This is a genomic window from Caulobacter sp. 10L414, from assembly GCF_056395525.1.
On the sequence record NZ_JBFTJR010000013.1, the window covers coordinates 84,920 to 91,239 of the forward strand.

4 protein-coding genes and 2 pseudogenes are annotated in these 6,320 nt (G+C 63.9%); 4 read left to right on the forward strand and 2 right to left on the reverse strand.

Features of this window, described 5'->3' with window-relative positions; all coding sequences use genetic code 11:
• Positions 1 to 109: 109 nt before the first annotated feature.
• The 3 genes and pseudogenes from AC1DCG_RS07655 to AC1DCG_RS07665 form a co-directional block, all read left to right on the forward strand.
• Positions 110 to 1,378 (forward strand): annotated as a pseudogene (locus tag AC1DCG_RS07655) (type IV secretory system conjugative DNA transfer family protein); the annotation flags it as partial.
• Positions 1,375 to 1,785, forward strand: a complete 411-nt coding sequence (locus AC1DCG_RS07660; protein WP_477030107.1) for a ribbon-helix-helix protein, CopG family — start codon at positions 1,375 to 1,377, stop codon at positions 1,783 to 1,785. The pseudogene AC1DCG_RS07655 and the gene AC1DCG_RS07660, both read left to right, overlap by 4 nt.
• A gap of 34 nt (positions 1,786 to 1,819) precedes the next feature.
• Positions 1,820 to 2,221 (forward strand): annotated as a pseudogene (locus AC1DCG_RS07665) (integrase core domain-containing protein); the annotation flags it as partial.
• Positions 2,222 to 2,301: 80 nt separating this feature from the next.
• On the opposite strand, the gene AC1DCG_RS07670 reads toward AC1DCG_RS07665, so the two are convergent.
• Positions 2,302 to 2,787 carry a hypothetical protein gene (locus tag AC1DCG_RS07670; protein ID WP_477030108.1) on the reverse strand — a complete coding sequence of 162 codons (486 nt, stop codon included), beginning with the start codon at positions 2,785 to 2,787 and terminating at the stop codon, positions 2,302 to 2,304.
• Positions 2,788 to 2,982: 195 nt separating this feature from the next.
• Here AC1DCG_RS07670 and AC1DCG_RS07675 point away from each other — a divergent pair, with 195 nt between their 5' ends.
• On the forward strand, positions 2,983 to 5,190 hold the full coding sequence (locus tag AC1DCG_RS07675) for a porin family protein (protein ID WP_477030109.1): 2,208 nt from the start codon (positions 2,983 to 2,985) through the stop codon (positions 5,188 to 5,190).
• Between the two features lie 766 nt (positions 5,191 to 5,956).
• Here the strand turns inward: AC1DCG_RS07675 and AC1DCG_RS07680 are convergent.
• The coding region (locus AC1DCG_RS07680) for a hypothetical protein (protein WP_477041438.1) at positions 5,957 to 6,320 on the reverse strand (364 nt) is incomplete at its 5' end.

Genomic DNA, 6,320 nt, shown 5'->3' on the forward strand with positions numbered 1-6,320 from the left:
CTTCGCAACGGTTTCCGCCCAGCTTCGCGGGCGCGAGAGGCGGCGATCCTCTCGAAAGCGGCGACGGCTGCAGCCGGGTCCCCGCGAAACCGTCGCTCCGTTTGCACCCCCCGAAGGGGCGCTGGAGCGTCGAAGTCATTGGGAGAAGACCTCCCACAGCCTGCTGGTCGGCACGATCCTACACGTGCTCTATGCCGAGGCCGACAAGACCTTGGCGGGCGTAGCCAATTTCCTCTCCGACCCCAGCCGGACGATCGAGGCGACGCTGCGGGTGATGATGTCGACACAGCACCTTGGCGACCGGGGTCACCCGGTAGTGGCGGGCGCCGCTCGGGAGTTGCTGAACAAGAGCGACAACGAGCGCAGCGGCGTGCTGTCGACGGCGATGAGCTTTCTGGGTCTTTACCGCGACCCGATCGTCGCGGCGGCTACCTCCCGGTGCGACTGGCGCATCGCCGACCTGGTGGGGGCCGACAAGCCCGTCAGCCTCTATCTGATCGTGCCGCCCTCTGACATCAGCCGAACCAAGCCGCTGATCCGGCTGCTGCTCAACCAGATTGGCCGGCGCCTGACCGAAGGGCTTGAGGCGGCTGCTGATCGGCGGCCGCTGCTGCTGATGCTGGACGAGTTTCCGGCCCTTGGACGGTTGGACTTCTTCGAGACGTCGCTGCCGGTGATAGCCGGATACGGCATCCGCTCGTTCTTGATCGCCCAGTCCCTCAACCAGCTCGAAAAGGCCTACGGGCCCAACAACGCCATTCTCGACAACTGCCATGTGCGCGTGGCGTTCGCCACCAACGACGAGCGAACCGCGCGTCGGATCAGCGACATGCTCGGCACCGCCACGGAGATGAGGGCGATGCGGAACTATGCCGGCAACAGGCTCTCGCCGTGGCTTGGCCACATCATGGTCTCGCGCCAGGAGACGGCGCGCGCTCTGCTCACGCCCGGCGAAGTCATGCAGCTTTCACCGCAGGAGGAACTCATCTTCGTTGCGGGCGCGCCGCCGATCAGGGCGCGAAAGATCCGCTACTACGCCGACGTACAGCTTGCCGCCCGCGTGCGGCCGCTGGCGACCGGCTATGCGCGCTTTCGCTCGACCGTCGTTTCCGAATGGACCGCGGTTGCGGATATCTCACGTCCAGAGAGCCCGCGCCCTGCTGAGGCACCGGACGAGGGCGGGCTCAAGCGCGAGCCCGAGTTGCCCGGTCTGGTATCAAAGAGACCCGCGCCGACCAATGAGCCTGAGGTTCCTGATGCGGAGACCGACGGCGATGAGACGCCTCAGGGGGCCCAGTTGCAGCGGCGCCTGGCGGGCGTCGCCCGGCAGGCGGCGATGGATCCGGACGATGGCATCCCGCTTGGAGGCGACGCATGAAGATCGCCACCAAGGTCTTCCTGCCGCCCGAGACCATCCGCAAGCTCGACGCGCTGTGTGAGCGAACCGGTCGCGGCAAGTCGGAGGTCGCGCGGGCGGCGATCGAGTCCTATCTGTCGCCGGACTCGGCCGAGGCGGCCGACGCGGTATGGATTCGGCGTCTTGATCGGCTCTCCCGGCAGCTTGATCGCCATGAACGCGACCTCACCATCGCCACCGAGGCGCTGGGGCTTTTCATCCGCACCTGGCTGAAGGTCACGCCGGCGATGTCGATCGCCGAGGATCGGGCCGCAAGCGCCAAGGGGCAGGAGCGCTATGCGGCTTTTGTCGAGCGGCTCGGGCGGCGGCTCGCCGAGGGGCGGTTGTTGCGCGCCGAGGTGATGTTGGATCGGGAGGGGGAGAACTGACTCTTCGCTGACGTTGGGAAGGTCTACTCGTCGGTATCCGCGGGTCATTCGGGTCGACAACGGCCCTGAACTTGTCTCCCGCGACCTGGATCTTTGGGCCTACCAGCGGGGTGTCGCCTTGGACTTCAGCCGGCCCGGCAAGCCGACTGACAACGCCTTCGCCGAGTCCTTCAACGGCAAGGTCCGGGCCGAATGCCTAAACACCGCCTGGTTCATGTCCCTCGACGACGCCCGCTCAAAATGCGAGGCTTGGCGTAGGGACTATAACGAGCAGCGTCCCCATAGTTCGATCGGCGACAAGTGCCCGATCGAGCTAATGAACGGCGCCGGGGCATRTGGCCCGCCCGGTGCTGACCGGCGAGAAATCCCGGCGCGATCTGGTCCAAGGTTGGGGGCAAGGTCAAATCAACCCAGGACTCTCGTTATCGCTGGATGAGAAATGGGGGTCACGTCATTCGCAAGCGTCAGATCGGCGCAGCAGCAGACCCATCTGGGTAGCGCTACGCCAATCTCAGTTCAGGCGATTATTCCGAACACATATTCCGCGATATTGTCGCCGGTGACATCGATATTAAATTGTGCATTTTCCATGTCATGCGAGAATTTTGCATCTATGGTTCCATCATTATCTCTATCCATAAAATACACGCCTGCAATCTCGTATATTTTTACAACCGTGTTATTAAACCCCGCAAATTGAACTCGGGTAAGCCCGGTCGTATTGGTGCTAAATCCAAATGCGGCATCTCCGGCATCGACATTGATCTTTGGCACTTGCTGCGCCAGTTGCCAAAAATAATCGACGGGCTCGGGCGCCTCTCCGATGCTTGCAACTTCGGGCGCCCAATTGCCACTCGCCCCTATCTCAAAGCGAGGAGGTATTCCCGTCTCGCCTACGGTAACCCAGCCTTGATGCTCATAGAGGCCCGTCGCGCCGACGGGCAGGGCGACGAGCGCGGCGGCGAGCCCCGCGAGGCTGCTGGCAGTCTTCAACCAAGGCATGCGATCTCTTCCTTCTGAATAGTCAGAATCTGGTTACATTTGTAAATTTACATCAGGTCGCTTCTGCGTCTTCAGATGAGGTTTGCTAAGCCTGCCCCTTATCACCGCTTACGACCCTAAGGTTGCAAGCAACGCCAGCATCTTCTGAACATCGCCCTCCGATTGCGCGGTCGATTCCTATCGGATGACAAGACCGTGGCGCAACGCACAATTTTAGGTAAGCAGGCGATGATGCTCCTGTTGCTTGCGGCCGCTGTGATTCCTTACGCTGTCCAGGCGACGCCTTCGGATTCATCGACCGCGGCCGCCCAGGCCCGCGCCACTTCCTCCAGCGACAGTGGTCCGATCCTGGTCGAGGGCGTTGAAGTGACCGCCCGCCGTGGCGCGACCGAGTTCACGCCGCAGCACGAAATCGGCGAGGCCGAGATCGACGCCCTGCTCGCGACGAACATCGGCGACGTCATCACCCAAGTGAACGAGCGATACGGCGGACAGGCCGCGCCCGTGGTCATCGTCAACGGCCAGCGCATCGCCGACGCCGACGCGTTCAAAAGCTTTCCGCCCGACGCGCTGGTGCGGGTGGAGGTGCTGCCGTCAGGGGCGAGCGAGATTTATGCCGACGGCGACCCGACCCGCAAGGTCGTCAACATCGTCCTGCAGAAGCGCTTCGCGAGCTATGACGGCGTCCTGAACCGCAGCACGCCGACGGCCGGCGAGACCGCCACCCTGTCGGGCGGCCTTCGCCGCGGGCGCATCAACGATCTTAACACCAGCCAGAGCGGTGTTCGGGCGTCGGATACGAGTTCGCTGCGGGCCAACGAGCGACCGGATTATCTGGAGTCGCATCCCGACAGCACCGGCGCGACCCTGCGCTCGCAGTCTCGGAGCGCCAGCGCGGACTACAGCCTGACCCGCTCGCTGGGGCCGTGGCGCGGATCGATACGCAGCGCCGTTCAAGCACACGAAAGCCACTTCACTTCAGGCACCGAGGAAGAGCAGGTCGCCTCGCGCAATCGTAGCCGCATTTTCGACGTCACGACCGGGCTTAGCCGCGAGGCGTGGGGCTGGTCAGTGCAGATGCAGGCCTTCGGTCGGATAGCGCACTCAGACATCAACGGCGCGACGACATCGTCGTCGGACAACCGGTCTGTCAATCTGAGCCTGAACGCCAACCGCAAACTGCTGGCGCTGCCGACGGGCGCCGTTAGAGCGACAGTTTCGGCGCGCGCGGCGCGTTCGTGGTCGGAAACCGAACGCGAAAGCGTCGCCAGACGGTCGAGCGGCAGCGAGACTCTCGACGTTCGCCTGACCGTTCCGCTCCTGAGGATCACGAAGGGCGAGGAGATCGGTCGCAACAGCCACGTGGGCGCGGTCTCGTCCAGGCTGAGCCTCGGCCAGAGGATCTCGGACACCGGCCGCGGCAGCAACATCGGCGGCAATCTCTCTTGGGCGCCGCTCGCGCGCCTCAGCTTCGACGGCGCGTGGTCACGGTCCAGCGACGCGCCTTCGGACGAGAAGCTCTACGCTCCGATGGCTTATGGAAATCCGATCACCGTCTACGACTTCCGCACCGGCCAGTCGGTGGAGGTGTTGCCATTGACCGGCGGCAATCCCGACCTTAGGGCTCCCAAGCTCGACGGGGTCACTCTGGGCGTGTCGAGCGGTCCCTTCACCGCCTGGAGGCTGATCACCAACGCCAGCTATCAGCGCAGCGAGACGATCGACGGCATAGGCTCGATGCCTGCCACGACCGCCGAAGTGGAGGCGGCCTTTCCCAGCCGCTTCCAGCGCGACGCGGACGGCAAGCTGGTGAGCATCGACCAACGGCCGATCAACATCGACTCGGCGGTCTCGAGTTCGGTATCGGCCAACTTCAACCTCAGCCTTCCCGTCGCTGACCCAATGACTGGCTCGGTGCAGGTGTGGGCCAGTCAGACTTGGACGCTGAGCGACTTCGTCACCATCCGCGCCGGCCTGCCGCGGATGAATCGTATGGCCGGAGACGGCGGGGGCTCGGCGCCGCGGACTCTACGGGGGGGCTTCAACGCCCGGCGCAAGCCCTGGAGCCTGAGTGTCAACGCCAACTGGAACGAGGGCTATCGCATTCGCGCCAGCAGCGGACGCAACGACGCCAGCGACCTGGTGATCGGAGACTTCGCCACGATCAATCTGAAGCTCGGCTATCAGTTGGCCCGCGTGACGCCGCAGCCGGCGCGTCCGACGGACGACGCGGTCGCCCGGCGGCGCAACCGCGGCCTGAGCCTGGACTTTGAGGTCGAGAACCTGTTAGACGCCCGCCCCCAGGCGCGGCTCGGCGACGGCAAAGCAGCCTCCGGCTATGGCCGCAACGATCGCGACCACATCGGCCGTCGGGTGAAGATCGGCCTGTCGACACGGTTTTGATCACCCCAAGACTTCACGAAGCGCCTGGCCAGATGGGGATTCTCTGTGTCTTCGGCCAGTGCTCAACGGCTGAGCCAGACTGACGCTCACCTGCGCGCGAACGTCGGAAGTGATCCCTCCTCAGTCCACCGTCCGATCTCCGGCGGGGTCGCGCCAGGCTCGCGCGCTCAGCGATTAAGGCCCGAACGTCCGCCAAGGGTCGATCTCGCCGGGTGGCCTGATGAGCGGAATGTCAGCTTCCTGGAGGTGGGCCAAGGTCAGCTACTGGCGCTGCCCAGGCCTGCGATGCAGACCTTCGGATCGGCCGGGGAGGGTGGTGAGCGGACCTCATGCGTGCCACGGTTACGCATGCGAAAAACTCTCATTACCCTCGCTTGCTTAGTCCTCGCCCTGCCTCTCGCCTACCTTGGACTGCTTGCGTTCCACGCGCTGGAGCATGGCTACCGATGGTCGGAGATGGACTGGGATAGCGACGGTCGAACCACGATCTCGGAGTTCTTCTCTGCGGCTGATATTGGGAAACGCGCCGCACTCGAGGGGCCGAACAGCTGCACCGTCTACTACGCCTACAAAGATGGCTTGCCCGTGCGGATTGACTGCCCACATGGCGTGGACAAGTCGAAAGTGCTTTGAGTGACGTCCGCTCCGGGTCGATCTCGCCCTTGCGCCTGCGGGCTGAAGGTCCGCTAGCTGGAGCAGCGCCAACGTCAGCACCTGGTGCGACGCCGCCGGCGATGCAGACGTCGTGACCGGCTGAGAAGGGTGGTTAGGAGACCTCGCCTGAGACGAACACGGCATCGTGCCAGAACGTGCTCGGCCTGCGAAACCAAGCACGACCCGCCCCCTCGCCGAAAACTGCGAGTTGGCGCATGTCCACGCCATACCTGTGGAACAATGCGATGAACTCTCTGAGTTCGTCGTCGTTCGGCGCACGCGACAACGTGATTGTCAGGTCAGATCCGAGCCCATCGCATCGGACGACGCAATCGATCCGATCCAGCCACTCAAAGAACGCTCCCTCATCCAGCGGGCTGTAGTAGATGACGCTGGTTGCAACGAGGGTCTGTGACAGGACGGACATTCCACGACCATGCCTGGACAGGACGGCTAGTTGCAACGTCCGACCAGGG

What these genes read in the sequence shown, in the direction of transcription:
- AC1DCG_RS07660 (WP_477030107.1), top strand. Translation starts at nt 1,375, where the DNA reads ATGAAGATCGCCACCAAGGTCTTCCTGCCGCCCGAGACCATCCGCAAG.
- AC1DCG_RS07670 (WP_477030108.1), bottom strand. Translation starts at nt 2,787, where the DNA reads ATGCCTTGGTTGAAGACTGCCAGCAGCCTCGCGGGGCTCGCCGCCGCG.